24 protein-coding genes are annotated in these 24,420 nt (G+C 68.4%); 17 read left to right on the top strand and 7 right to left on the bottom strand.

Annotated elements, in window-relative coordinates; genetic code table 11:
* Nucleotides 1–11: 11 nt before the first annotated feature.
* Nucleotides 12–812, top strand: a complete 801-nt coding sequence (locus tag AB0N24_RS10370) for a sigma-70 family RNA polymerase sigma factor (protein WP_364123462.1) — start codon at nt 12–14, stop codon at nt 810–812.
* On the opposite strand, the gene AB0N24_RS10365 is transcribed toward AB0N24_RS10370, so the two are convergent.
* Nucleotides 770–1,723: a glycosyltransferase family 9 protein gene (locus AB0N24_RS10365; protein ID WP_364123460.1), complete on the bottom strand. Its 954-nt coding sequence runs from the start codon at nt 1,721–1,723 to the stop codon at nt 770–772. The genes AB0N24_RS10370 and AB0N24_RS10365 overlap by 43 nt on opposite strands.
* A gap of 111 nt (nt 1,724–1,834) precedes the next feature.
* On the opposite strand from AB0N24_RS10365, the gene AB0N24_RS10360 reads away from it, so the two are divergent.
* From AB0N24_RS10360 to AB0N24_RS10330, 7 genes are read left to right on the top strand one after another with little or no spacing between them, the layout of a single operon-like run.
* Nucleotides 1,835–2,389, top strand: a complete 555-nt coding sequence (locus tag AB0N24_RS10360; RefSeq protein ID WP_364123458.1) for an HAD-IIIA family hydrolase — start codon at nt 1,835–1,837, stop codon at nt 2,387–2,389.
* Complete coding sequence (locus AB0N24_RS10355; protein ID WP_364123456.1) at nt 2,386–3,462, top strand: glycosyltransferase family 9 protein; 1,077 nt, start codon at nt 2,386–2,388, stop codon at nt 3,460–3,462. The genes AB0N24_RS10360 and AB0N24_RS10355 overlap by 4 nt, the downstream gene beginning before the upstream one ends.
* Complete coding sequence (locus AB0N24_RS10350; protein WP_364123454.1) at nt 3,459–4,475, top strand: glycosyltransferase; 1,017 nt, start codon at nt 3,459–3,461, stop codon at nt 4,473–4,475. The genes AB0N24_RS10355 and AB0N24_RS10350 overlap by 4 nt, the downstream gene beginning before the upstream one ends.
* Entirely contained in the window at nt 4,472–5,728 is a 1,257-nt protein-coding gene (locus AB0N24_RS10345) for a glycosyltransferase (RefSeq protein WP_364123452.1), read from the top strand. The genes AB0N24_RS10350 and AB0N24_RS10345 overlap by 4 nt, the downstream gene beginning before the upstream one ends.
* The gene (locus AB0N24_RS10340) at nt 5,725–6,471 is read left to right on the top strand and encodes an SIS domain-containing protein (protein ID WP_364123450.1); all 747 of its coding nucleotides are present in this window, start codon (nt 5,725–5,727) and stop codon (nt 6,469–6,471) included. The genes AB0N24_RS10345 and AB0N24_RS10340 overlap by 4 nt, the downstream gene beginning before the upstream one ends.
* Entirely contained in the window at nt 6,468–7,886 is a 1,419-nt protein-coding gene (locus AB0N24_RS10335) for a PfkB family carbohydrate kinase (RefSeq protein ID WP_364123448.1), read from the top strand. Before AB0N24_RS10340 ends, AB0N24_RS10335 begins: the two co-directional genes overlap by 4 nt.
* A gap of 33 nt (nt 7,887–7,919) precedes the next feature.
* The gene (locus AB0N24_RS10330) at nt 7,920–8,657 is read left to right on the top strand and encodes an SDR family oxidoreductase (protein ID WP_364123446.1); all 738 of its coding nucleotides are present in this window, start codon (nt 7,920–7,922) and stop codon (nt 8,655–8,657) included.
* On the opposite strand, the gene AB0N24_RS10325 is transcribed toward AB0N24_RS10330, so the two are convergent.
* The gene (locus AB0N24_RS10325) at nt 8,611–9,843 is read right to left on the bottom strand and encodes a glycosyltransferase family 9 protein (protein ID WP_364123444.1); all 1,233 of its coding nucleotides are present in this window, start codon (nt 9,841–9,843) and stop codon (nt 8,611–8,613) included. The genes AB0N24_RS10330 and AB0N24_RS10325 overlap by 47 nt on opposite strands.
* Before the next feature lie 241 nt (nt 9,844–10,084).
* Between AB0N24_RS10325 and AB0N24_RS10320 the strand changes: the two genes are divergently transcribed.
* From AB0N24_RS10320 to AB0N24_RS10310, 3 genes are read left to right on the top strand one after another with little or no spacing between them, the layout of a single operon-like run.
* Entirely contained in the window at nt 10,085–11,551 is a 1,467-nt protein-coding gene (locus tag AB0N24_RS10320; RefSeq protein ID WP_364123442.1) for an aldehyde dehydrogenase family protein, read from the top strand.
* Nucleotides 11,548–13,101 (top strand): D-glycero-beta-D-manno-heptose 1-phosphate adenylyltransferase, encoded by a 1,554-nt coding sequence (rfaE2, locus tag AB0N24_RS10315; RefSeq protein ID WP_364123440.1) that lies wholly within the window; start codon nt 11,548–11,550, stop codon nt 13,099–13,101. The genes AB0N24_RS10320 and rfaE2 overlap by 4 nt, the downstream gene beginning before the upstream one ends.
* Before the next feature lie 33 nt (nt 13,102–13,134).
* On the top strand, nt 13,135–14,067 hold the full coding sequence (locus AB0N24_RS10310; RefSeq protein ID WP_364123438.1) for a fused MFS/spermidine synthase: 933 nt from the start codon (nt 13,135–13,137) through the stop codon (nt 14,065–14,067).
* 190 nt (nt 14,068–14,257) lie between these two features.
* Here AB0N24_RS10310 and AB0N24_RS10305 read toward each other — a convergent pair whose 3' ends face one another.
* Nucleotides 14,258–14,455 carry an ANTAR domain-containing protein gene (locus AB0N24_RS10305; RefSeq protein WP_364123436.1) on the bottom strand — a complete coding sequence of 66 codons (198 nt, stop codon included), beginning with the start codon at nt 14,453–14,455 and terminating at the stop codon, nt 14,258–14,260.
* 45 nt (nt 14,456–14,500) lie between these two features.
* Entirely contained in the window at nt 14,501–15,397 is an 897-nt protein-coding gene (locus AB0N24_RS10300) for a LysR family transcriptional regulator (protein WP_104173765.1), read from the bottom strand.
* A 132-nt stretch (nt 15,398–15,529) separates the two neighbouring features.
* Between AB0N24_RS10300 and AB0N24_RS10295 the strand changes: the two genes are divergently transcribed.
* The 4 genes from AB0N24_RS10295 to AB0N24_RS10280 all read left to right on the top strand — a co-directional run bounded on the left by AB0N24_RS10295 (nt 15,530) and on the right by AB0N24_RS10280 (nt 19,155).
* Nucleotides 15,530–16,909, top strand: a complete 1,380-nt coding sequence (locus tag AB0N24_RS10295; RefSeq protein WP_364123434.1) for an MFS transporter — start codon at nt 15,530–15,532, stop codon at nt 16,907–16,909.
* Between the two features lie 77 nt (nt 16,910–16,986).
* Complete coding sequence (locus AB0N24_RS10290) at nt 16,987–17,736, top strand: 3-hydroxybutyrate dehydrogenase (RefSeq protein ID WP_364123432.1); 750 nt, start codon at nt 16,987–16,989, stop codon at nt 17,734–17,736.
* A 78-nt stretch (nt 17,737–17,814) separates the two neighbouring features.
* On the top strand, nt 17,815–18,570 hold the full coding sequence (locus AB0N24_RS10285) for a class I SAM-dependent methyltransferase (protein ID WP_364123430.1): 756 nt from the start codon (nt 17,815–17,817) through the stop codon (nt 18,568–18,570).
* Nucleotides 18,571–18,663: 93 nt separating this feature from the next.
* Complete coding sequence (locus AB0N24_RS10280; RefSeq protein ID WP_364123428.1) at nt 18,664–19,155, top strand: hypothetical protein; 492 nt, start codon at nt 18,664–18,666, stop codon at nt 19,153–19,155.
* A 40-nt stretch (nt 19,156–19,195) separates the two neighbouring features.
* Here AB0N24_RS10280 and AB0N24_RS10275 read toward each other — a convergent pair whose 3' ends face one another.
* Entirely contained in the window at nt 19,196–19,831 is a 636-nt protein-coding gene (locus tag AB0N24_RS10275; protein WP_364123426.1) for a LysE family translocator, read from the bottom strand.
* Between the two features lie 37 nt (nt 19,832–19,868).
* The gene (locus tag AB0N24_RS10270; protein WP_104173761.1) at nt 19,869–20,147 is read right to left on the bottom strand and encodes a hypothetical protein; all 279 of its coding nucleotides are present in this window, start codon (nt 20,145–20,147) and stop codon (nt 19,869–19,871) included.
* Nucleotides 20,148–20,478: 331 nt separating this feature from the next.
* Between AB0N24_RS10270 and AB0N24_RS10265 the strand changes: the two genes are divergently transcribed.
* A complete protein-coding gene (locus AB0N24_RS10265; protein ID WP_364123424.1) occupies nt 20,479–21,084 on the top strand; it encodes a hypothetical protein in 606 nt (201 codons plus the stop codon).
* A 28-nt stretch (nt 21,085–21,112) separates the two neighbouring features.
* On the opposite strand, the gene AB0N24_RS10260 is transcribed toward AB0N24_RS10265, so the two are convergent.
* Nucleotides 21,113–22,618 (bottom strand): amino acid permease, encoded by a 1,506-nt coding sequence (locus tag AB0N24_RS10260; RefSeq protein WP_364123422.1) that lies wholly within the window; start codon nt 22,616–22,618, stop codon nt 21,113–21,115.
* A 237-nt stretch (nt 22,619–22,855) separates the two neighbouring features.
* On the opposite strand from AB0N24_RS10260, the gene AB0N24_RS10255 reads away from it, so the two are divergent.
* The gene (locus AB0N24_RS10255; RefSeq protein ID WP_364123420.1) at nt 22,856–24,403 is read left to right on the top strand and encodes a DUF222 domain-containing protein; all 1,548 of its coding nucleotides are present in this window, start codon (nt 22,856–22,858) and stop codon (nt 24,401–24,403) included.
* Nucleotides 24,404–24,420 lie beyond the last annotated feature (17 nt).

Raw genomic sequence — 24,420 nt, 5'->3', positions numbered from 1 at the left:
AACGAGCCACAATGGCGGAACCCCAGCAATCGCCTCAGACACTGCAACCGGAACAACGGCACAGGCATCAGGGCCGGATCCGGCAAACTTTTGACAACCGATTAGTACTTGAATACCTGGATCTGGCCGAGGCGCTGGCGGCGCGCTTCCAGGCCCGCGGGCGGGATAGGGCGGACCTGAACCAGGTTGCCTACCTTGGCCTGGTCAAGGCGGCGAGGGGCTTCGACGCGGGCCGCGGAACGAGCTTCGCCGCCTACGCCGCGCCCACCATCACGGGTGAACTCAAGAGATACCTGCGGGACCGGTGCTGGATGGTCAGGCCGCCCCGCCATCTGCAGGATCTGCGTTCGGAACTCCTGCGGTCCGAACCGGTGCTCGCACAGGCATTGGGCCATCCGCCGACAGCCGCTGAGCTGGCCGTGCAACTGGATGTTTCCCCGGACGCGGTCCGGGAAGCGATGGCGGCCGCCGCCAGCATGCATCCCGCTTCCCTCGATGCCGTTGAGGCCCGCCATGACAGCACGCCACTTGCCGAAACCCTCGTATCCAAGGATGACGATCCGCTGGACAGGCTGGAGGAACTGATCTGCCTCAACCAGGCAATCCGGGAACTCAGCACGGAGGAGCAGGAGCTGCTGTACCGGCGATATTTCTGCGAGGAAAGCCAGGCGGAGCTTGGCCGCAGGTTCGGCGTCTCGCAGATGCAGGTTTCACGGCGTCTCTCACGTGTCCTGGTGCGGCTCCAGGGCCTGCTGCAGGACGGCAACGATCAGAGCACTCCAAGCTCGCGGAGGGCCGCCAGCGCATCCTGAACGCTGACACCCAGCAATGCCGGATCAGGCTCGGCAGCGAAGACGTCCCCGCGGCGCAGCTCCGGCCGGGTCAGGACTATGTGGGGGCCGGGGGGCGGCCCCCACTGCTCGGGCGTCGCGGGACCAAAAAGCACAACAGACGGCCGTGCGTAGGCGGCGGCAAGATGCGCCGCCCCGGTGTCCGCCGAAACCACCACGCCGGCTTCGGAGACCAGGGCAGCGAATTCCGAGAGGGGCTGGGAGCCCGCCACGACGGCGGTGTCCGGGAGGCCCGCCCGGCGGGCCACGCGGAGGGCCCGTTCGCGTTCGTCGGCGCTTCCCGTCAACACCACTTTGTGACCGGCGCCGTTCAGCGCCGCAGCGACTGCCGCGAATCGCGCTTCCGGCCACAGCCGGCTGCCGAAAGCCGCGCCGACGTGCACCACGGCCGCCGCCGGGGTGCTGGACGCCACCGGCGGGCTGGCCACGGGCCGGCTCAGCCGCACGTCGAGGGGATCGGCGTCAATGCCGTGCCAGCGCAGGAGACGCGTCCACCGTTCCCGTTCGTGCATCTGCTCCACCCACGGCGGCCCGCCGCCGGCTGCCCCATGCGTAATCAACCGCCGCGCTCCGAGGGCTTCCAGCAGCGACGTGCTTTCGGGCCCGCGGCCGTGCATGTTCACCGCAATGTCCACGGTGCCGGGCGCAACGGCGAGCGGCATCTCCAGCCCGTTCGCCGGGAGCAGCTCGAAGCCTCCCACCAGCTCAAGGACGTCCGCCAGCCACGCCGGCCCCGCATAGACCAGCCGATGGCCGGGGAAGGCCCTGCGCAGCGCATGGAGGGCCGGGACTGCGACCAGAAGGTCGCCGAGTTTGAGGGCCCGCAGGACCAACAGCGTTGGCTGGTCATTGGACGGTCCGGTGGAGCCCATTAGTGCAACCTTCCTCGTTCCGGCCCGCGTGGACCTTCTGGTTCCGGAGTCTAATCCGGTAAACGGCGAGCAACCTGTTTGAGCGGCCCGTCCGCGGGGAACAGAGTGAGTATGCGCAGTTCCAGCTCTCCGATCCCCAAGGCGGTGCTGTTCGACCGGGACGGCACCCTGGTCCAGGATGTGCCCTACAACGGCGATCCCGGACTGGTGGCGCCGGTGCCCGACGCGCGACAGGTCCTTGCGGAGCTGCGCGGACGGGGCATCGCCACCGGTGTGGTCAGCAACCAGTCGGGAGTGGCCCGCGGCTTGCTGTCACGCAGCCAGGTGGACCGGGTCAATGACCGCATCGACCACCTCATTGGCCCCTTTGACATCTGGGAAATCTGCCCCCACGGCACCGAGGATGGCTGCGGTTGCCGTAAGCCTGCGCCCGGGATGATCCTCAGCGCCTGCAGGCGGCTCGGAATTGCGGCAGCCGACGCCGCCTACATCGGTGATATCGGCAGCGACATGGAAGCCGCCGCAGCCGCCGGCGTGCGGGGGATACTCATACCCACGGCGCTCACCCGGCCCGAAGAAGTGGCAGCTGCCCGGGAGGTGGCCGCGGACCTGTCCGGCGCGGTGTCGCTCCTCCTGGGCCCGGCACCGATGGGGGGCCGTCAATGACAAGGGTGCTCGCGGCCAGGCTGGACAGCGTGGGGGACGTCCTGCTCGCCGGACCAGCCGTGCGGGCCATAGCTAACGGGCGGCGGGCCGACGGCGGTGCGCCGAACGACGTCGTGCTCCTGTGCGGACCGCAGGGAGACGCGGCCGGATCCCTGCTGCCGGGCGTGTCGGACGTCTACAGCTGGGCCTGCCCGTGGATCATCAACCCCGCCCCGCCGGCCACCACGGAGACCGTGGACCGGCTGGTCACCTTCATCCGCAATTCCAGGATCACCGAGGCGGTGATCCTGACATCCTTTCACCAGTCCCCACTGCCGCTGGCGCTGCTGCTTCGGCTGGCCGGAGTGCGGCGCATCACGGGGGCGTCCGTTGACTATGCCGGCTCATTGCTGGATGTCCGGCTCCGGCCCGGCGAGGATTTTTCCGAAGACCGGCCGGAGGCGGAGCGCGCCCTGGGGATCGCCCGGACCGCCGGATTTACCCTCCCGCCCGGCGACGACGGCAGGCTCCGGATCCGGGACTACCCCGATCCCCGCGACCTCGTGGGGGAAGGGGCATACATCGTGGTGCACCCGGGATCCTCGGCGCCGTCCCGGGCGTGGCCGCCCCTGCACCATGCCGCGGCCGTGGAACTCCTCGAAGGAGCCGGACACCGTGTGGTGGTAACGGGTGGTCCCGGAGAAACCTCGCTGACGGCAACGGTGGCCGGCCCGTCAGGGCTGGACCTTGGCGGACGTACGGACCTGCGGACCCTGGCGGGTGTCATTGCCGGGGCAGGCGCCCTAGTGACGGGAAACACCGGTCCCGCCCACCTGGCCGCCGCCGTCGGAACCCCCGTCGCCTGCCTGTTTTCCCCGGTGGTTCCGGCAAGCAGGTGGGCACCATATGGCGTGCAGCTTGAGCTGCTGGGCGATCAGAGCGCGCCATGCAAACTGAGCAGGGCGCGCGAGTGTCCGGTGCCGGGGCATCCATGCCTCGCTTCGGTTTCCCCCGAGCAGGTGGTGGACGCGGTGGAACGGCTCCTCAGCGGAGTGTCCTCGCTGTCCACGCGGCGGGAGGTGCGGCACCAATGAGGATCCTGCTGTGGCATGTCCACGGTTCCTGGACGGATTCATTCGTCCGCGGACCGCATGAATATCTCCTGCCGGTACTTCCCGACGGCGGACCCTGGGGGCTGGGCCGCGCGGGCAGGAACTGGCCGGAGTCCGTGCGCGAGGTTGACCTCAGCCGGCTCGCTGCGGACAGCATCGACGCCGTCGTGCTGCAGCGGCCGGAGGAGCTCGCGGAGGTGGCCCGGGCGCTCGGGCGGCAGCCGGGGACGGAGCTCCCGGCGGTCTACCTCGAACACAACACGCCCAAAGGCGACGTTCCCTTCACTCTGCATCCGCTCGCGGACCAGCACGCCATACCCGTGGTCCACGTAACGCACTTCAACGCGCTGTTCTGGGACACGGGCTCAACCCCCACAGTGGTGATTGAGCACGGCGTGCCGGACCCGGGGCATCTCTATACCGGCGAACTTCCGGAGCTGGCCGTCGTGGTCAACGAGCCCGTCCGGCGGGGGAGGGTTACCGGGACGGACTTGCTCGCGCGGTTCGCCGCCGCCGCGCCGCTGCAGGTGTTTGGCATGGGCGGAGACGACCTGCCCCGGTACACCGGGTTGCCGGCGTCGCACCTGACCGTCCGCGGCGACCTGGCCACGGACGCGCTGCATCGGGAACTGGCCCGCTGCCGCGTGTATGTCCACCCCCTCCGGTGGACTTCCCTGGGATTGGCGCTGCTCGAGGCCATGCACCTTGGTATGCCGGTGGTGGCGCTTGCCACTACCGAGGCCGCCCGCGCGGTGCCGCCGGAGGCCGGTGCGATCTCGACGGACGTCGGGGAACTGGTTCGCCAGGCCGGGCTCCTGATCCAGGAGCCGGACGAGGCCAGGGAACGGGGGCGTGCGGCCCGTCAGGCGGCCCTGGAACGCTACAGCCTGGGCCCATTCCTCGGCGCCTGGGACACCCTTCTCGACGAGATCGCCTCGCGGCAGTTCAGGAAATCCCGGGTGCTTATCCCCGCGCACGAAAGGAAGCTCCAGTGAGAATATCCATGGTTTCGGAACATGCCAGCCCGCTGGCGGCGTTGGGCGGCGTGGATGCGGGCGGACAGAACGTGCACGTCGCCGCCCTGTCAATAGCCCTGGCCCGAAGGGGACACCACGTCACCGTCTATACCCGGAAGGATGACGCCGCACTTCGTCCACGGGTGGCCATCCAGCCCCTGCTGGACGTGGTGCACGTTGAGGCGGGCCCGGCACGCCACGTCCCCAAGGACGAGCTGCTGCCCTACATGGACCGGCTCGCCCAGGGCATCGCAGAGGACTGGGGTGCCAGGCCTCCGGACATCGTGCACGCCCATTTTTGGATGTCCGGCCTTGCCGCGCTGGATGCGGCCCGCCGAAGCGGCGGGGTAGCCGTGCCCGTGGTGCAGACCTTCCATGCGCTGGGCACCGTCAAGCGCCGGCACCAGGGCAGCGACGACACCAGCCCGCCGCAGCGGCGCTGGCTGGAGCCCTCCGTGGGCCGCGCTGCTGACCGCATCATTGCGACCTGTTCGGACGAGGTGTTCGAGCTCAAGGCGATGGGAATCGACACGGCCAAAATTTCCATCGCCCCGTGCGGGGTGGACCTGGAGCTCTTCGGGGGTACGGGCGCCGCGGAGGCGCGGCCGCGGGCCCACCGGATCCTCTCCGTGGGCCGGCTGGTTCCGCGGAAGGGCGTGGACCTCGTGATCAGGGCTCTGCCGCTGCTCCGCGAGGCGGGGTTCGACGACGTCGAACTCCTGATTGTGGGCGGCGGGGGCGGTGTCGCCGCCCTGGAAGCCGATCCCGAGGCCCGCCGGCTCACGGAGCTGGCCAGGGGACTCGGGGTGGAGCACCAGGTGACTCTCCGGGGGCAGGTGCCGCGGGAGGACATGCCCGGCATCCTGCGGAGTGCGGACGCCGTGGTGTGTACGCCCTGGTACGAGCCGTTCGGCATAGTGCCGCTGGAAGCAATGGCCTGCGGCGTCCCGGTGGTTGCCGCCGCCGTCGGAGGACTCACGGACACGGTGGTGGACCGGGCAACCGGCCTGCATGTGCCGCCCCTGGATCCGGCCGCCATCGCCGGGGCCCTGGCCGAACTCCTCGCCAGTCCGGAGCTCCGTTCCGAACTCGGACGGGCAGGCCAGCGTAGGGCGTCCTCGCGCTACTCGTGGGACCGGGTGGCCGCCGAAACGGAGAAGGCCTACCGGCATGCGCTGGCGGACCGTGCCACGTCCGGTCGGATGCAGCCAGCGGAAGGAGCAGCGCTGTGACTACCGAATGGCCGCTCCGCGAGCAGGAGCTCCCACCCGTATTGCCGCCGCTCATGCCCCGACCGCCGGGACAAACCGCAGACCGGGGACAAACCGCAGACAGGGGCCCCGCAGGTGCTGCGGAAGGATCCACGAGCCCGGATTCGGTCCACGTTGTCCAGCGGCACCTGGACAACGTGATTCCAGCGCTGGAGTCGCTGCGCAGCCAGGCGCATCACCTCGCCGCCTGGGGTGAGGAGCTGGCACGCCGGCTCCTGCGGGGGCAGCGGCTGCTCGCCGCCGGCAACGGCGGTTCCGCCGCCGAAGCCCAGCACCTGACGGCCGAACTGGTGGGCCGGTTCGACGGCGAACGGGTGCCGTTCTCGGCCATCTCCCTGCACGCCGAGACCTCCGCCGTGACTGCGATAGCCAACGACTACGGGTTCGAGGAGCTCTTTGCCCGGCAGGTCCGCGCCCATGGGCGCTCCGGGGACGTGCTGATGCTGCTGTCCACGAGCGGAAAGAGCCCCAACCTGCTCCGCGCCGTCGAGACGGCAGCCCGGCTCAACATCACCACGTGGGCGCTCACCGGGCCCGCGCCAAATCCCCTCGCCTCCTGCTGCGACGAGGCCGTGACCATCCAAGCCCTTTCCGCCAACGCCCAGGAGGGCCACCTCATTGCGCTCCACGCCGTGTGCCGGGCCTTCGACGCGGAGGTGGGCCGCCGGGGCCAAGGCGGACCGTTTCCAGGGAGCAGGCCGTGAGGATCGTTGTAGTGGGAGATGTGCTGCTGGACGTCGACATCGACGGCGAGGCCACCCGGCTCTGCCCGGATGCCCCGGTGCCCGTGGTGGACGTGTCCACTGTGCAGCGGCGGGCCGGCGGCGCCGGGCTCGTGGCGAGGATGCTCGCCGGGGACGGGCACAACGTCACGCTCGTAACCGTACTCGCCGATGACGACGCGGCCTTGCACCTCGAGCGCGCGCTGGAAGGCATCACTGTTGTTGCCGGGTCCTCCGGGGCTCCGACGCCCGTCAAGACCCGCGTACGTGCGGAGGGCCACCCGGTGGTCCGGTTCGATGAAGCGTGCGCCCGCCCGCCCGTACCTCCTGTCACCCCGGCAATGCTGCACGCGCTGGAGCGGGCGGCGGTGATCGTTGTGGCCGATTACGGTAGGGGCCTTACCGCAAACCAGGAGCTCAGGACGGTACTGGCCGGCCTGGCCGAACGCGTCCCGATCGTCTGGGACCCCCACCGGACGGGGGCCGAACCGGTTCCCGGCGTCGCGGTGGTGACTCCCAACCTGGCCGAAGCCCGGAGCCTGGCCGGTGCAGGCGTCGGGCCTGCCGGAAACGCGGCTGGCAGCGATGCCGGAAACGAGGCTGGAAACGCGGCCGGAAGCGATGACGTTGGGGTGGTGGCCGAGACGCTCAGGCTTCGCTGGCGGAGCAAAGCGGTGATGGTCACCATGGGCGGCCAGGGCGCGTTGCTCGTGTACGACGCCGGTCAGCCGGCCCTGCCCATACCGGCGCCGAAAACCACGGTGACGGATCCCTGCGGGGCCGGAGACCGGCTGGCCGCCAGCCTGGCCGTGCACCTCCTCGAAGGCCATACCCTGGACGTGGCAGCCGTGCTGGCAGTCCGGGAGGCGGCCTCCTTCCTGCGTCACGGCGGCGTTGCCGCGCTGGCGGGGGAGCCGAAACCGGTCAGGGTGCACGGGCGCAATACCGACGCGCTGGACCTGGCCCGCAACGTGCATGAGGCGGGCGGGATCGTCGTGGCCACGGGAGGCTGCTTCGACCTCGTGCACGCGGGCCACACCCGGGCCCTGGCCGCAGCCCGGAGCCTCGGCGACTGCCTGATCGTCTGCCTGAACTCGGACGCATCCGTACGGCGGGTGAAGGGCCCGGACCGGCCCATCCTCAACCAGGAGGACAGGGCCGAACTGCTGCTGGCACTCGAGTTCGTGGATGCCGTGCTGGTGTTCGACGAGGACACACCGGAGGCCTGCCTGGCTACCCTGCGGCCGGACCTCTGGGTGAAGGGCGGCGACTACGACGTCACCGAACTGCCTGAAACGGCCCTGGTGGAGAGCTGGGGCGGACGCTGCACCACGGTTCCATACCACCCGTCGCGCTCCACCACCGGACTCGCGGACGCACTGTCCCGCGTGAGCTGACCGCCAACCGAATCCCCGGATGAGAGGAACACCATGACTCAAGAGACCTTCCGCGAAACCTCCCGCACGACCTCCCGTGAAGCGCTTCGTCCCGGGCGGGTGCTGGTGACCGGGGGAGCCTCCGGCCTCGGCGCCGCCGTCGTCCACGCAGTGCTGCAGGCGGGCGGCACGCCCGTGGTACTGGACCGGGACATCCGGAACGTCTCGGCGGCAAAAGCCATCGAAGTGGACGTCGCGGACCGGCGGGCCGTCACCGCGGCGGTGCAGGAAGCCGCCGAAACGCTGGGAGGCCTGGACGCCGTGGTGACGGCCGCCGGCATCGACCGCTGCGGCAAGCTGGAGGACGTTCCGGCCGAGGACTGGGAGAAGGTGGTCTTCGTGAACCTGTTCGGCACTGTGGCCGTGGTGCGCGCGGCACTGCCGTACCTCAAGGCATCCCGGGGAAGGGTGGTCACCGTGGCATCAACCTTGGGCAAACGAGCCCTGCCCGAGGCGACAGCATACTGCGCCTCAAAGTTCGGTGTGGTGGGCTTCAGCCATGCTCTTGCCGCGGAAACCGGAGGGGAAATCGGCGTAACCACCATGATCCCGGGCGGCATGAAGACCCGGTTCTTCGACGACCGGGCGGAGCAGTACAAGCCGCAGGACGACTCCAGGCTGAACGACCCCGGCAACGTGGCCCAGGCAATCCTCTTCGCCCTGTCCCAGCCCCGGGGCTGTGAGATCAGGGAGATGCTGATCTGCCACGAGGACGAGGGTTCATGGCCCTGAGCAGCCGAACGTCCGCGTAAACATCCTCCGGGCGGACCCCGGACACCAGCGAGCTGTCATGGCCGCATCGCGGGGCGGTCCAGCCCACCTGGGTGATGTCCGCTCCGCACTCCGGGCAGTGCGTGAGCCAGGATAGGTGCAGGCGGTGCAGGCTGCGGCCCAGGGGCCCGGCGTTGAGGGCGTTCCCTGCCCAGTAAATCCCCACTGTGGGCGTTCCCAGGGCCTGGGCCAGGTGCCGCGGACCGCTGTCGTTGGCCACCATGACGTCACACCGCGCCAGCAGCGCGGCCAAGGTCCCGAGGTCGGCTTCGCCGGCGATGGACCTGACGTTGTCCGAGCCCGAGGCCTGCACCACGTCCGCTGCAAGGTGGCGTTCGCTGGCGTCGCCCACCACGAGCACCGTGCAGCCATCTGCCGCGCACGCCGCTGCCACCTCGGCGAAACGGGCGGCCGGCCAGCGCCGGCGCGGATCCGTTGCCCCCGGATGGACCACCACGACGCCGGCCGGGGCGCCAGCGGATCCGGCCGCCCCGGTCCCGTCCCCCTGTAGCCAGCCGTCCCCCAGCAGCGCCTCGGCGCCGGCACGGAACTGGCCCAGGGGGCGCAGCTGTGCTTCCAGCCCAACCGGGGCCGCCCCGGCGAGCCCTGCCACTTCCAGGGCCCGTAGCGGTTCGTGCTGGTAATACGCATACGGCAGTGTGCGTTCTAAAGGAACTGCGTCCGGAGCCCGTGTTCCCACCGTGTGGCGGGCGCCCAACCGGCGGAGGAACGGATTCGAGTACCGTCCTCCGCCGTGAAGCTGGAGCGCCAGGTCGAACCTCTCCCGCTTCATCGCGCCGAAGAAGTTGTCTGTCGCGTCCCGGTCCTCCGGGCCGGGACGGACTCCTTCGGCGAATGGCAGCACGAAGACTCTGTCCACCGGGCCTGCCGTGCCCTCGATCAATGCAGCATGGATCGGCGTCCCGAGCACCGTGACAGTGGACCCCGGGTAGGCGGCCTTCAACGCGGCAACAGCGGGAAGGGCAAACAGCAGGTCACCCAGGCCTCCACCGCGGAGCACGGCGATCCGGGCCACGTCCCGGAATTTTTCCAGGACCGGGCCCACTCCCGTGCCCACCACTTCCACGCCGCCGAACTCGGGCGGATGCGCGGCCGGACGCCTGTCCGCTCCACCGTCCGGTCCCATTCCGCACCTCCCTGCCGGTGTATCCGTCCCCCTACCGTGCCGCCACCCTAGTTCGGATCGCGGTTCGTGGCTACGCCCGGTGCCGGATGCACACACCGTGAAAATCCGAAGGCCATGGCGGGTGTAACCGGGAGTGAACCGGGGTACGGAACTGGTCATAGGAGGCCTCAGCGCGTCCCCACACCTGATCACCGGGCAGTCGCCTGGAACTCTGGCGCGGCCGTCTTTCGGAAGGAGTCCCATGTCCGCGATCGTCCAGCGCATCCACAACCACGCGCGGGAAATGATAGTCATCCGCGACCCCCGAACAGGGGAGGACGTGGGCGCCCTGGCGGAAGCTGTGCCCCTCCACGTCCGGAAGGCGGTCAATGCCGCCCGTGCAGCCCTCCAAGGGTGGGCCGCAACGCCGCCGGCGGAGCGGGGGGCTGGCCTCCGCGCGGCCGCCCGTGCCCTGGCCGAAGCGGCGCCGGAGCTTGCCCGGATGAACAACCGTGAGACCGGGCGGGCCGTGGACGAGGCCCTTGCCGGGATCGCCGCCGGAGTTTCCACCCTGGAGCAGTATGCCGAACTCGGCCCGGTACACCGGGGGCACAGCCTGAGGGGCAACCCGCTGGCGTCTGACTACACCATTGCCGAGCCCCGCGGGGTGGCGGTGGTGCTGACGCCGTGGAACGACCCCGTGGCCGTGGCCTGCGGCCTCATCGGCGCGGCCCTGGTTACCGGAAACACGGTGGTCCACAAGCCCAGCGAACGGTGCCCGCACCTTGGCGCAATGCTCGGGGAAGTCCTCGCCGCTACTTTCCCGCCCGGTGTACTGATCTCGCTGACCGGCGGTTCCGGCATTGGCGCCCTGCTGACCGAACAGACCGGGGTGGATGTCGTGGCACACGTCGGCTCCAGCGCGGCAGGGGCCCGGATTGCCCGGGCCTCCAACCTGACGGGGGCGCACGTCATCCGTGAGAACGGCGGCAACGATCCGCTGGTGGTGGACGACGACGTCGACCCCGTGTGGGCGGCGGAGCAGGCGGCTCTGGGAGCGTTCAGCAACAGCGGCCAGATCTGCACCGCCGTGGAGCGCATTTATGTGCACCGGGCCATCGCCGGGCCGTTCTGTGCGGCGCTGGAAAGCCAGGCGCGGCGCCGCAACCTTGACGGACACCTGGCACCGCTGGTGGATGTCCGCATGCGCGAGGCGGTCCACCGGCAGGTTGCCGAGGCCCTGGAATCCGGGGCGCGGGCCGTCGAGGGTGGATCGATCCCCGGCGGACCGGGGGCGTTTTATCCGGCCACAGTCCTGCTCGATTGCACGGCAGACATGGACATCATGGCGGAGGAGACCTTTGGCCCGGTGGCCCCGGTGCAGGTGGTGGACAGTTTCGATGAAGGGCTCAGGCTGGCGGCGGGCGGCCGCTACGGCCTGGCCGCAACCGTGCTGACGGGCCGGATCGCTCACGCACAACAGGCCATCGCCGCACTGCCGGTGGGAACGGTCAAGATCAACGAGGTGTTCGGCGGCGCCCCCGGCGGGGCTGCACAGCCGCGCGGGGAGAGCGGGCACGGCTTCGGCTACGGGCCCGAGCTGCTGGATGAATTCACCCGGGTCAAGGTGGTGCACCTGGCGGCCCCGCCACCGGCCAGTGCCGCGGTGGCCGCTGCGGCGGCTGAGGTTGTGGAGGCGGACGCTGTGGAGCGGCGGGAGGCGTGGTGAGCGGCGGGGATGAAGAGCGCGGACTGGCTGACCAGCGCGGGCTGTCTGATCAGCGCGGGCTGGCAGACTGGCTGCCCGCCCGACTTGCCGCCGTCGCCCCTTCTGTCACGGTCATTGGGGATGTCATGCTGGACGGCTGGTGGAGCGGATCCATCGACCGCCTGTGTCGCGAGGCTCCCGCCCCGGTGGTTGACATCAGCCGGCGCATGTTCGCCCCGGGCGGGGCGGCCAACACCGCCATGAACCTGGCCGCATTGGGGGCAAAGGTCCGGGTCGCAGGCCTGATCGGCTGCGACGACGCCGGGATGGAGCTGCGGCGGCAGCTCCGCGCAGCGGGAGTGAACACCAGCCACCTGCATGAGCACACCGGCATGGTCACCACCTCCAAAACCCGCATCAGCAGCGCGGGCCAGGTTTTGCTGAGGTTCGACGACGTGGCCTGCAAGGTCCCGCCGGACGCGCTCGCGGCGCTCGCCTTGACCTTGCCGGCAGCTGTCCGGGGCCAGGACGCCGTGGTGGTATGCGACTACGGCGCGGGGGCCCTGCAAGGTCCGGTCCGGAGCGCCCTCCTTGACGCGCTCGGGGGGAGGGCCGGCACGCAGCTTGCCGTGGTGGACGCCCACGACCCCCGTCCCTGGGCGGCGCTCCGGCCGGATCTGGCCACGCCGAACGCGGAGGAAGCGGCCAGGCTCCTGGGCATCCGGTTCACCTCCGGGAGCGACCGGCCGGCCGTCATGGCGGCCCGCCGGGACGACCTCATCGACGCCACCGGAGCACGCGCCGTGGTGGTCACCCTGGACCGTGACGGAACGTTGCTGCTGCCCGCGGCAGGCGATACGCACCGGACCTGGGCCAGGCCTGCCACGGAGAAGCAGGCCTCCGGCGCCGGGGATACGTTCGTGGCGGCATTGACGCTCGCCCGCGCCGCCGCGCTGCCGCTCAGCACCAGCGTGGACTTTGCCCAGGCCGCGGCCGACGTCGTGGTCCACCACCCGGGAACCTCCGTCTGCAGCTCCGCGGACCTTACCCGGCACCTGGCAAGTTTCGCCGATACCGCCCTCAGCGCCGACGAACTCGCCCGACACATCCAGGGGGACCGCGCCGAGGGGCGCCGGATTGTGCTCACCAACGGCTGTTTTGATGTACTGCACCGCGGCCACACCCGGTACCTCAACCAGGCCAAGCAACTCGGGGACGTCCTGGTGGTGGCGTTGAACAGTGATGCGTCGGTGCGCCGGCTGAAAGGGCCGGACCGGCCCATCAACCCGGTGGCTGACCGCGCCGCCGTGATCGCGGCGCTCAGCTGTGTGGACTACGTGACGGTGTTCGAAACCCCCACGCCCATCCCGCTGATCGAAAAGATCCGGCCGGAGATCTACGCGAAGGGCGGCGACTACACCCCTGAAATGCTGGCCGAAACGGAAGCGGTGGAACGCTTCGGCGGCACTGTGACCATCCTGGACTACGTACCGGACCTGTCCACCACGGCCGTCGTGCAACGGATCCGGAACGGTGAAGGCGCAGCGGTCGGCGAGGCGCCGGTCAACTAGGGTTGAGGCATGAGCAATACGGTGGCTGGCTAAGTGGCGCGTAAGGGCCGGGCGGCCGGCAGGAACGCTGAACGTTCGACGCCGGGAGTGGTGGAAGTGCCGAAGGGAACCCGCCCTGACGGGCCGGTTGAGGGCGTTTACTACATCGACACCGGGGACTGCGAGCTGATCGCGGACCAGGACAATTCGAACGGCTGGCTCCTGCGCATCAACGGCGTGATGAGCTCGCACATCGACCTGGCGGACCCGCTCTTCCTCGACTTCGAGTACATGCGGTGGATGTCCGCGCTGGTGGAATCGCGGTGGCCGCGGGAGACCAGGCCCAAGTTGCGCGCCCTGCACCTTGGCGGCGGAGCATGCTCGCTGGCCCGATATTTCCACACCGCCTACCCGGAGGCGCGCCAGGTGGTGGTGGAACTGGACGGCAAGCTCGCCGAGTACGTCCGCGGCTGGTTCGACCTGCCCAAGGCGCCGCTGCTGCGGCTGCGCGTGGGGGAAGCGCGCGAGGTCACCGAGTCCCTGACCCCGCAGACCCGCGACCTGATCATCCGCGATGTGTTTGCCGGCGCACTGACGCCCCGGCCGCTGACCACCGCGGAGTTCAATGAGCATGCCAGGCGCGTGCTGGCACCCGGCGGCATCTATGTGGTGAACTCCGGCGATGCCCCGGACCTGAAAAATGCCCGCGAGGACGCCGCCGGCATCGCCGCCACGTTCGAACACACGCTGATCATCGCCGACCCCGCGATGCTCAAGGGCCGGCGCTACGGCAACATGGTGATGGCCGGCAGCGACCAGCCGTTCGACGACGATCCCCGGCTGGCCCGCAGGCTCCTGGGCGGCGGTGTCCCCGCGCACATCTGGGATGACGCGAAGGTGCGCGCTTTTGCTGCGGGCGCGCCCGTCCGCCATGATCCGGCGCCACCGGATTCCGGGGACGAGCCATCTCGTCCTGACCCGCAATAATTGCGCAAGGCCACCGCAACAAAAGTGCCGGTACGGACAAAGTTGCCTCAAGAATGTGCCTTCGGGGCCACTTTTGTCCCTGTGGGCCCCACGCCCGCTGTAAGTTTATGGAAGCTCTCCGCTTTCCCCCAAGACCGGAGGGCAAAGAAGCCCCCGCGCTTGAGTCCCCACGACTCGCGCGGGGGTTTCTTCATTCTGGCCGGACCCCACCGCCGGGAAGTTCGGCACCGGACAGGATGTCCGTGGCGATGGTGTGAAGCCTGGTGTCAGTGGCACGTGCCGCCAGGTTCAGGAGCGCCATCGCCTGATCCCGGCTGCAGCGGTTCTGGACCATGATCAGCGAAACAGCTGCGTCGACAGGGTCTCCGACATCTCCTACCTCTGACACTACGCGGAACGGCCGTCCGAATATTTACCGCCCGGCCGCTGAACGTCAGCGCCGGCCCAGGAGGGCTTCGCGGTGCTCCACGGTCTGGTCGCGAAGTGCCTGCACCACCGCCGCCACGGCCGGCCTCCGCATGGAGTCCGGACGCAGGACCATCCAGTAGGGGAGCCGCTCGGAGAAAGCGTCCGGAAGCAGCCGGACCAGGTCCTGGTGCAGATCGCCCATGAAGCACGGCAGGAAGCCGATGCCCGCGCCGGCGCGTGTCGCCTCCACATGGACAAACACGTTGGTGGAACTCAGGCCGTCCTTCATGGCGGGAACAAGCCGGCGCGGGGCATCGAGGTCATCCACCTGGAGCATGGAATCCACGAAATACACCAGCGGATGCTCCGTCAGTTCCTCCACCGTGGCAGGGGTCCCGTTTTCGGCCAGATAGGCCTGGGAGGCGTACATGCCGAGCACGTATTCGCCCAGTTTGAAGGCCTCGGCGCGATGCACCTGGGGCTCGCCCACCACCACCTCGATGTCCAGGCCGGACCGCTGCTGCAGGGCCCGCCGGGTTACGGTCACGATCTCCACGCTGAGCCCGGGATGCTTGCGCCGCAGCCGTGCGACGGCGGGCGCGGCGACGTAGGCGCTGAAGCCGTCCGTGGCCGTCATGCGGACCACGCCCGTGATGGGATCCGGCGCCCGGCCCGGCTGGCCGAGGCTGCGCACCGCATTTTCCACCTGCTCGGCCACCAGCACGGCCTCCGCCCCGAGTTCCGTCAGCTCCCAGCCGCCGGCCGCCCGGGAGAGGACGCGTCCGCCCAGGGTCTTCTCCAGGGCAGCAATCCGGCGCGACACCGTGGTGTGGTTCAGGCCGAGGGCCTGCGCCGCCGTCGTGAATTTGGCTGACCGCGAGACGGCCAGCAGGACCAGCAGGTCATCGGGATTAGTATCCATATCTGCAATTCTGCACACAGGGGGTGCCGGTTTGGCCATTGAATCGCTGAGTTTGTGCGGCAATACTCATTTGAGCCCATTCAGTGCTGTGGATCACAGCACGTGTCGACGTGGACACTAAGGAGAACCAAGATGAGCGTAGAACAACGCTCTGCAACACCCGCCGCTTCCGCCCCAAAGGGCGCCGGCCTCAAGAAAATCGTCGCCGCCTCCATGGTTGGCACCGTAGTGGAATGGTACGAATTCTTCCTCTACGCCACCGCCGCAACCCTGGTGTTCGGAAAGTACTTCTTCCCCGCCACCGGCAATGAGCTGGACGGCATCATCCAGGCCTTCATCACCTACGCCGTGGGCTTCGTGGCCCGCCCGCTCGGCGGCATCGTCTTCGGCCAGATCGGCGACAAGCTCGGCCGCAAGCCCACGCTGCAGCTCACCATCGTGATCATCGGCGTGTCCACCTTCCTGATGGGCTGCCTCCCCGGCTTCGCCGACATCGGCTACCTCGCACCGGCACTGCTCGTGTTCCTGCGCTTCATCCAGGGATTCGCGCTGGGCGGCGAATGGGGCGGCGCCGTGCTGCTAGTCGCGGAACACAGCCCCAACAAGTCCCGCGGCTTCTGGTCCAGCTGGCCCCAGTCCGCGGTCCCGGTGGGCAACCTGCTGGCCACCCTGGTCCTGTTCATCATGTCCAACGTCCTGAGCAGCGCCGACTTCCTCAGCTGGGGCTGGCGCGTGGCATTCTGGCTCTCCGCCGTGATCGTATTCGTCGGCTACTACATCCGCACCAACGTCTCCGAGTCGCCCATCTTCCTGGAAGCGAAGGCGCAGCTGGAGCAGGAGCAGACCGTCAGCTACGGCGTCTTCGAGGTCATCCGCAAGTACCCCAAGGGCATCCTGCAGGCCATGGGCCTCCGCTTCGCCGAAAACATCATGTACTACCTCGTGGTCAGCTTCGCGATCGTTTACCTCAAAAGCGTCCACAAGTACGACACGTCCTCGCTCCTGCTGGCGCTGCTGATCGCCCACGTCATCCACTTCCTGGTCATTCCGCAGGTGGGACGGCTGGTGGACAGCTGGGGCCGGAAGCCCGTCTACCTCATCGGCGCCATCACCGGCGCAACCTGGCCGTTCTTCGCCTTCCCCATGTTTGATACGAAGAACGCCGTGGTCATCGTCCTCGCCGTGACCATCGGCCTGTGCCTGCACGCGTTCATGTACGCCGGCCAGCCGGCCATCATGGCCGAGCTCTTCCCCACCAGGATGCGCTACGCCGGTGTGTCGCTGGGCTCGCAGGTCACCTCGATCTTCGCCGGTTCGCTGGCACCGCTCCTGGCCACCCAGTGGCTCAAGGACACCGGATCATGGATGCCCACCGCTATCTACCTGGTAGTGGCGTGTGCGATCACCACGGTGGCAGTGTTGAGCCTCAAGGAAACCAAGGGCATCGCCCTCGAGGACGTGGACCGGGCCGATGCCGAGCGCGAAGGCCTGGTTGGCGCGGGCGTCCGCTAAGCCAACCGGGTCCCGACTTATGTCGCTGGACTGATTCTTGCTGGACTATCGAATTTCTGGAATGTAGGGCTGGAATTATGGAAAACACTCTGAACGGCCGCAAGGCCCTCGTCACCGGCGGCGCCAGCGGGATCGGCGCTGCCAGCGTCCGTGCACTGGCGGCACGGGGCGCGAAGGTGGTGGTGGCGGATATTGACGAGGCCGGCGCCACCGCCCTGGCCGATGAAGTCGGCGGCACCGCCTGGGCCGTGGACCTGCTGGATGTCGAGGCATTGGGAACACTCAGCCTGGACTGCGACATCCTGGTCAACAACGCCGGGATCCAGCGCATCAGCCCCATCCAGGACTTCGACCCCGCGGACTTCAGGCGCATCCTCACCCTGATGCTCGAGGCGCCGTTCCTGCTGGTCCGGGCGGCATTGCCGCACATGTATGCCAGCGGGTTCGGCCGCATCATCAACCTCTCCTCGGTGCACGGAATCCGTGCCTCCCCGTTCAAAAGCGCGTATGTTTCCGCCAAGCACGGCCTGGAAGGGCTGAGCAAGGTGACGGCGCTTGAGGGCGGGGAGCACGGGGTCACGTCCAACTGCATCAACCCCGGCTACGTCCGCACGCCGCTGGTGGAGGCGCAGATTGCGGACCAGGCCAAGGTCCACGGCATCCCCGAGTCCGAGGTCCTGGCCCAGATCATGCTCACCGAGTCCGCCATCAAGCGGCTGGTGGAGCCGGAGGAAGTCGCCTCGCTGGTCGCCTGGCTCGCCTCGAACGACGCCGGCATGGTCACCGGCGCCAGCTACACCATGGACGGCGGCTGGTCGGCGCGCTAACCGGCTGCAGGTCCGGCGGCGCGGGGAAATGACGCCGGACGGTAGATGATGAGCGCGGTCAGGTGCAATAGTGGCGGGATGATCAACCAGCAACAGCTCTGGGACGACGACACCGCGAAACAGTACGACACGCCGGGAGAGGGAATGTTCTCCCCCGAGGTACTGGGCCCCACGGTGGAGGTCCTGTCAAAGCTCGCGGGCGACGGTCCCGCCATTGAGTTTGCCATTGGCACGGGTCGTGTCGCCATCCCCCTCTCCGAGGCGGGGGTCCAGGTCAGCGGCATAGAACTGTCCCACGCGATGATCTCCCGCCTGCGGGAGAAGGTCGGAGAGGACCACATTCCCGTCGTTCACGGCGACATGACCGAGGCAGTGGTGGGCGGAAACTTCTCGCTTGCGTTCCTGGTGTTCAACACCATCGCCAACCTCCTGACTCAGGACGAGCAGGTCCGGTGTTTCCGGAATGCTGCCCGCCACCTTGCACCTGGCGGGAGCTTCGTCATTGAGCTTTGGGTGCCACAGCTGCGTTCACTTCCACCCGGACACGGCGGGACCGTGGAGGTGAGCCAGCCCGGGTACCTCCTGGTCGATACCTATGACGTGCTGCACCAGCACGTCATCTCACACCACGTGCGGTTCGGTCCGGACCTGGCGGACGGCCGGGAGGCACGGATCGGGCGGACACCCCACCGGTACATCTGGCCCAGCGAACTCGATCTCATGGCGCGGCTGGCCGGGTTTGAGCTGGAATCCAGGTGGGCGGACTGGGACCGCAGCGAATTCACCGCAGATTCCCGCAGCCACGTGTCGGTGTACCGGCTCACCGCACGCTGAGGGGTCCTTACGGGCTGCGGAGGATACGCCGTGCCTGGGCCCCCGTACGCGCCCGCTAAGCTAATGACACGTTCGGCCGCCAAAGGGGGATTCATGCGTCGCCGCATCGCGTTCACTGTTATTACCGCGGTCTGTATCGGACTGGCCACCGCCTGTGGAGCACCCGCCGATCTTCAGCTGAATCCTGCGGAAACCACGGTGGAGTACAACTTCCGCGACAGTTCCGTCCCGCCTCGGTACCACCGCAGCTACGTCATCAAAGCATCGGCGACGGAAGCCAGCATCACCGTGGACTCCTACGGCGACGTGCTGCGACAGGAAACAGCCGCGATGCCTGCCGAAACATGGGCAAAGGTCATTGAACTGGCGGGCACCCTGCCTGGGCGTTCCCACGATATTGCCGCACCAAAGCCAGGCTGCACGGGCGGCTCCGCCTCAAAGGTCAATGTCCTGGACGGCGGCCAGGTGCGGTACTCGAAGTCGGCCGAGAACTGCGGTGGCCGATCCGACGAGCCGTTGACGGAAACGGCGGCCCCCCTTGAACGGCTGTTCGACATGAACGACCTGCTGAAAACCAGCGACTGAAGCAGGGAACCCCTTGGATCGGGGATGAACGCGTCCCGGGTCAGTTTTTGGTGCCCGTCAAAGCGAGGGTCCCGCCCAAGGCGATCATCATGGCCCCGCCGGTGGTGCTGAGCGTCGAGATGCGCCTGGGGGAGCGGGCGAACCACTGGCGGGCTGTGCCTGCCACGAGGGCCCAGATGCTGTCGGAGACCAAGGCGATCAGCAGGAAGACCGCCCCCAGGCTGGCCAGCTGCAGCGGGATTGCACCCGAGGTGTATTCCACGAACTGCGGCAGCACGGCCACGAAAAACACCAGTGACTTCGGATTGGTGGCACCCACAATGAAGCCTTCCCGGAGAACCCGGAAAGTGGAGGCGGACCGCGAAGGATCGGCCGCCGTCGTGCTTCTCCCTCGGTGCCTGATGGCCTGGATGCCGAGGAACACGAGGTACGCGGCGCCGGCGAACTTCACGATCGTGAAGAGCAGCACGGACTGCGCCAGCGCAACCCCGACGCCGAGCGCCACCGCAACGATCTGGGGAATCATTCCGAGCGCGTTTCCCAGGACGCTCAGCAGGCCGCCCTTGCGGCCCAAGGCCAGGCTGCGCCCGATCACAAACAGCACGCTGGGCCCGGGAACGGCGATCAGAACAACGGCGGCAAGGGCAAACGTCAGCAGATTGCTCAGTGGAACCATGCCTGATTCTAGCGCCGCCGGTCCGTCGGATCGGATGCTAGTCCGGCCGCCTCACCTGGCGGTAGTCGTAATAGACGAACTCGGGAACCAGGTCGGGGTGGGCGTCGGCCGCCGTCCGCAGGCCAAGCGACGTACCGCGGATCACGGCCACCACGCCTAGCCGGCGGCCGTTGAAGGGGTCATCGCCGAGGACAACGTCCCCGATCTTGAACGGCACCGAGGCCGTGCGCACCTTCTCGGCCGCGTCGTTGAGCCAGCAGATCAGGCGGCGCCTGTCGCGGGGGAGGGCGGGCCGGGAGACTCGAAGATCCTTCATCGAAACCACTCCTTTGCAGTGCCTGGACCAGCAGGACTCGCAGACGGCCCGGATGTTGCGACAATGGGTTCAAATCGTCCGGTCTGCGCCTGTTGACCACCCTAAAAGCCAAACCCCACGCGTCGCACGCGTAACTCCTACCCCTTCTGTACCGTCCGGCACTCGAAATCTTTACCCGACTACTTGGCCCGTTTCGAGACGGGAGGGCAGGTGGCAACCGGGCGGCGGCCTAAGTGACTGCCCGCAAAGACAGGTAGGGCGCACCCGTGCGGGCACGCCGCAGCGGCCCTAGGCTCGGGGACTACGTCCCGCGACGTCGTTAGGGGCGGATGTGCGAAAAAATTCCTCCGGCAGGCAGATTCCCGGGCAGGTGGGAGTTGCTACTGCCACCGTTGCCATGGTGGCCGTTGTGGTGGGCCTGGCCCAGATCCCCGGCGGAGCCGGGACGGCGGCGGGCGGTGCAGCTCAACTCATCCCGCCCGCAGTTCAGGCGACATCTGCCGGGGTGCCAGCCGGTGAGGTGCCGGCCGCCACCCCGACGGCGGGCCAACCGCCAGGCGGCCAGCCGCCGTCGTCCGCTGCCGCACCGCCCGCTGCACCGCCGTCGCCCGGGCAGCCGCCCGCGAGCGAACCGGCCGGTGCCGCCCCCGATGCGCAGGCAGTCCAGCGCGTGACGGACAGCTGCAGCCGCCGCCTGCAGAGCGACGCGGCCAACTCCGGGATTGTCAGCGGAACTGTTGTGCCGCGGCCCTACTCGCTGGTTTCCGTGGAGTATGCCGGAACCCCGCACCGGTCAACGGCCGGACCCGGCCTGGAGTCCTACGACGTCGAACTCTCCGTCACCACACAGCCCTTGGACGGGCCGGCCCAGACTGACCGGCGGGTGTGCCGTGTCTATGACTACGATTCGCACGTCGACTGGCTCCCGGCCGGGTGACCCATCAGGTGTCGCGGCCCGGCACGTGTCAGCGGCGGGCTTCCACCACGGGGATCGACGCCGTCTCATCCACCAGTTCCGCACGGGAACGGCCGTGGCCGCGGACCCACAGCCGGTACGCCAGCACGAGCACTCCCAGCCACACAGCGCCCACGTAGAGGGCGACCCGGGAGTCTTCAAACGCGCCCAGGATGACGATCACCAGGGCCATGAACGCGATGGTCAGGATGGATGCCGCCGGCCACCAGGGCGACGGGAATTCCGACGCCGGCAGGCCCTTGCGTGCTATCTCCCGCTTCATTGCCACATGGGACGCCAGGATCATGACCCACACCCAGACTGTGGCGAAGGTCGCGATCGAGGCGATCAGCAGGAACACGTCCTTTGGCATCACAGCATTCAGGACCACGCCCACCAACAGGACGACTGCCATCATCACTACGGTCATCCACGGCACCCCGTGGCGGGAGACCTTGCCGAAGCTGGCGGGGGCGTGGCCCTGCCGGGCCAGCCCGAAGAGGATGCGTCCGGCCCCGAAGATGTCGCTGTTGATGGCGGACAGGGCCGCGGTAATCACCACGGCGTTGAGGATGTGCGGGGCGGCCGGAATGCCGAGGCCGCTGAAGATCTGGACGAACGGGCTGCCGTTGGTGCCCACTTCGTTCCACGGGAACAGGCTCATCAGTACGGCCAGGGTCAGAACGTAGAACAGCAGCACGCGCACGGGCACGGTGTTGACTGCCTTGGGAATGACCTTCTTGGGATCGGCCGCTTCGCCGGCCGTGACGCCGATGGTCTCGATCCCGCCAAAGGCGAACATCACCACGGCGAACGAGGCCAGGAGCCCTTCGAAGCCGTTGGGGAAAATACCCCCGTGCTCCACGAGGTTGCCGATGCCCGGGGCAACTGTTGCCCCGCCTGCCTGGAAGCCGAAGATGATGATGGCGGCGCCGCCGGCGATCATGGCGATGATGGCCACCACCTTGATCAGCGAGAACCAGAACTCCAACTCGCCGAAGACCTTGACGCTGAGCAGGTTCAGGGCCGCCAGGAAGAAGATAATGGCCAGGACCCAGATCCACCGCTCCACTTCCGGGAACCAGAACCCCATATAGATGCTGAAGGCGGTGACGTCCGCGATGGCGACGATCGCCATCTCGAAGACATACGTCCAGCCGGTCACGAAGCCGGCAAGCGGGCCAAGGTAGCGGCTGGCGTACTGGCCAAAGGAACCGGAAACGGGGTGCCGTACGGCCATCTCGCCGAGTGCCCGCATCACCATGAACACGGCCGCGCCGCCGATCATGTACGCGAGGAGTACCGCCGGGCCGGCCTTCTGGATGGCGGAGGCCGATCCATAGAACAGCCCCGTGCCGATGGCCGAGCCGAGGGCCATGAAGCGGATGTGCCGGACATTGAGTCCGCGGTTCAGGACGGTGTCGACGGCGGCGCCCGCGGCGGCGCGGACCGTGCCGCCGGTGCTGGTGCTGTTGTCGGGCGCCCCCGTTTTGGCTTCTGTCTGGGCTTGTTGCATGCGAATACCTTCTCGTCATTGGGAGGGGGATCGCTATCCAGCAGACCACGTTCGGGGCAGCTGTGATCAGACTCACGGGCTCTTGGTGTCTTTCATTCCAGACTGTTCGGTTCCGGAATCCTTGCGCGAACGGGCAGGTGTGGCCCTGGGGGTGGGCGCGAACGGACAGGTGCGGCCCCGGGACCGTGACCCCGCCGGGGGACCAATACTGTCAGTGCCTGCTGGGATGCTGTGGGTATGGAAAGCAGAGCCGTGGTGGGGGCGTTGGAGGCTGTCGAGGCTTCCGTCGCGGCGTTGGCTGGTGTGCTCCGCGGTGATTCTGATGGTCCGGATGGTGGTGACCCTCTGCGGGACCTGGCGGATGTGTGCCTGGACGGGCTGGCCGAAGCGTCCCGCGTCGAAGCAGAGATGGCTGCCCTGAAGGTGCACCTGGCCGCCGAATACGCCGATGCGGCAACAGCGATGGCGGCGCCGGCTGTGTCCCCGCAGGAACGGACTGCCCAGGAGATGGCCATAACCGCCGAGGTCGCGTGCGTCCTGGCGGTCAGCGAACGCACCGCCAGTGCCTTCCTCTCCGAAGCACACACGCTCACCCGCACCCTCCCGCTGACATTGTCCGCGCTGCAGGCTGGAACCATTTCGTGGCAGCACGCCCGGATCATGGTGGACGAAACCGCCAACCTCGACCGAGTGGGAGCTGCAGCTTTGGAGGCGCATTTCCTGGACCCGGACGCGTCCGCCCCGGCCCGCGGCTGCCCCGCCGGGGAACTTGTCCCGGGCCGGTTCCGGGCGAAAGCCCGCACCTGGCGGGAACGGCACCACCCGGTCAGCATCGAAACGCGCCATGCCCGTGGTGTCGCGGACCGGCGGGTGGAGTACGTTCCGGACCGTGATGGCATGGCCTGGCTCTCCGCCTACCTCCCGGCCGCTACCGCCGCGGGGATCTGGGACCGCACCACCAGCGCCGCGCGAGCCCTTCAGGGCCCGGATGAGGCCAGGACCCTGACCCAACTCCGCGCCGACGTCGCCGCGACCTGGCTCCTCACCGCCGGGCGTGAACGAACACCGGCGGGCACAGCGAAGGGTGTTGCGGGTGGTGGAGAGGACGGCAACGGCATGGACCCTACCCCGGACGGCAACTATGCGGATTTTGCGCCGGATGCGCGGCGGGACCTTCTCCGGGCCGAGGGCGCCCAAGACGGTCTTGGGCCGTTGGGTGATGTTCCCTCGCCCGCAGCGCAGGTCCTGATTACGGTGCCGGTGTTCTCACTGCTGGGCCTGACCGAGGAACCGGCGATGTTGGACGGGTACGGCCCGGTACCGCCGTCCATGGCGCGCGCGCTCGTCGCGGACGGGGCGTCATCGCTCCTGCGGGTGCTGATTGATCCGCGCGATGGTGCACCGCTGGAGATAGGCCGAACCAACTACCGGATTTCCCAGCCGCTGCGGCAATGGCTGCGACTCAGGGACGGGAAGTGCCCGTTCCCCGGCTGCAACAACCATTCCCTTGACAACGAGGCCGACCACCTCCTCGCCTGGGCGCACGGCGGGACCACCGGGATCAGCAACCTCGGACAACCATGCCCCAAACACCACCGGCTCAAACACTCCACGGCCTGGACACCCGCCGGCGCGAGCATTAACGACCCGCCCGGCTGGACCTCACCCACGGGCCGCCGATATCCCAGCGAACAACCCGACTGGGAACCACCACACTGGCCAAGCCAGATCTTGGCCGGAGCAATGGCGGACAACGGCGGCTCCGGTATGCGCTCGGCTGCGTAACGGAGCCCCAAACTCGG

The organism is Arthrobacter sp. NPDC093128 (genome assembly GCF_040683875.1).
Taxonomy (GTDB): Bacteria; Actinomycetota; Actinomycetes; order Actinomycetales; family Micrococcaceae; genus Arthrobacter.
Note: the sequence above shows the minus strand (reverse complement) of the source record. Positions and strands in the feature narration are given on the sequence as shown.